Here is a 1,618-nt window from a genome sequence, read left to right on the forward strand (position 1 = left end):
GAGGCTGTGTGAAAACGCGGCACGGCCGCATCATGTCGGCTGCTGGCGTACGACGTGGAGAGAACCATGGGTCGATACATCGGAGAGGCTGATCGGACGCAAACAGCCCTGTTTCCCGAGAGCCTCGACGAGTGGATCGACGAAGACAGCACCGTGCGGGTGATCGATGTCTTCATCAATGAACTGGATCTGCGCGCCCTGGGATTCGAGCGGGCTGAGCCGGCTGCCACCGGGCGCCCGGCGTACCACCCGGCGACGCTGCTGAAGATCTATGTCTATGGATACCTGAACCGCATCCAGTCGAGCCGCCGGCTTGAGACGGAGGCCCATCGCAATATCGAGCTCATCTGGCTGACCGGCCGCCTGGCGCCTGACTTCAAGACGATCGCGGACTTCCGCAAGGACAACGGCGAAGCGATCCGCAAGGTCTGCCGGGAATTCGTGCTGCTGTGCCGGCGGCTCGACCTGTTCGCCGAGGGCGTCGTGGCCATCGACGGCAGCAAGTTCAAGGCGGTCAACAACCGCCACAAGAACTTCACCGAGCACAAGATAAAGGTGCGGATGCAGCAGCTGGAAGAGAACATCGCGCAGTACCTGGCCGAGCTCGACCGTGCCGATCGCGATCCCGCCTTGGTTCTGCCGAGCAAGGTTGCCCGCTTGAAGGAACGCATTGGCAGGGTCAAAGAGCAGATGAGCAAGCTCGCTGCAATGGCTGAGCAAGTCAAGGCCAGCCCCGATGGGCAAGTCTCCTTGACTGACCCCGATGCCCGCGCCATGACGTCGACGGCCCGCAGCACCGGGACCGTGGGCTATAACGTCCAGGCCGCCGTCGACGCCAAGAATCATCTGGTCTTGGCCCATGAGGTCACCAACCAGATCAACGATCGCGATCAACTCGCCGGGATGTCAATCTCGGCCAAGGCAGCTGCAGGGGCCGAGAGTCTTACCGCGCTTGCTGACCGCGGCTACTACGACGGCCCTCAAATCCGCCAAGCGGAACTTGCCGGGGTGACCACGCTGGTACCCAAACCGCTGACCTCCAACAGTCGGGCTGAAGGCAGGTTCGACAAGCGCGACTTCATCTACGACGCTGCCAACGACCAGTACCGCTGCCCGGCTGGCCAGATCGCCGTTCACCGGTTCGTCGCCAAGGAGAACGGCATGTACATCAGCAGGTACTGGTCGTCGTCATGTCCCACATGCCCCATCAAGCATCGGTGCACGCCGTCCGACTACCGGCGTATCCGCCGCTGGGAGCATGAAGCCGTGCTTGAAAGGGTGCAGGCCAGGCTCGACGCGACGCCCGAGGCCGCCAAGGTAAGGATGCAGACGGTGGAGCACGTGTTTGGGACGCTGAAGTCCTGGATGGGGCCGTGCCACTTCCTGACCAAGACACTGCCCAAGGTCAGGACCGAAATGAGTCTGCAGGTCCTGGCCTACAACATGAAGCGGGTGATCAAGATTCTCGGGGCGAGGAAGTTGGTCCAGGCGATTGCAGCGTAGGCCCTCGGGCCGGCGAACACCGGCGGGGAAAAACCAAGTCGGTACAGCGGCGACCTCCATGCCGCACGTGGCCATGCCTCTTCAAGGCTACGTGGCGCTGTTTTCACACGGCCTC

General features: G+C 62.5%; 1 protein-coding gene. It reads left to right on the forward strand.

Translation table 11 applies throughout. The features are described from left to right. Positions 1-66: 66 nt before the first annotated feature. Positions 67-1,503: an IS1182 family transposase gene (locus tag HHL10_RS30065; RefSeq protein ID WP_169164100.1), complete on the forward strand. Its 1,437-nt coding sequence runs from the start codon at positions 67-69 to the stop codon at positions 1,501-1,503. Positions 1,504-1,618: the final 115 nt, after the last annotated feature.

Origin of the sequence: Azohydromonas caseinilytica (genome assembly GCF_012927045.1) — a bacterium.
GTDB lineage: Bacteria > Pseudomonadota > Gammaproteobacteria > Burkholderiales > Burkholderiaceae_C > Azohydromonas > Azohydromonas caseinilytica.

Coding starts and splice junctions, on each gene's coding strand:
- HHL10_RS30065 (WP_169164100.1), top strand. CDS start 67: ATGGGTCGATACATCGGAGAGGCTGATCGGACGCAAACAGCCCTGTTT.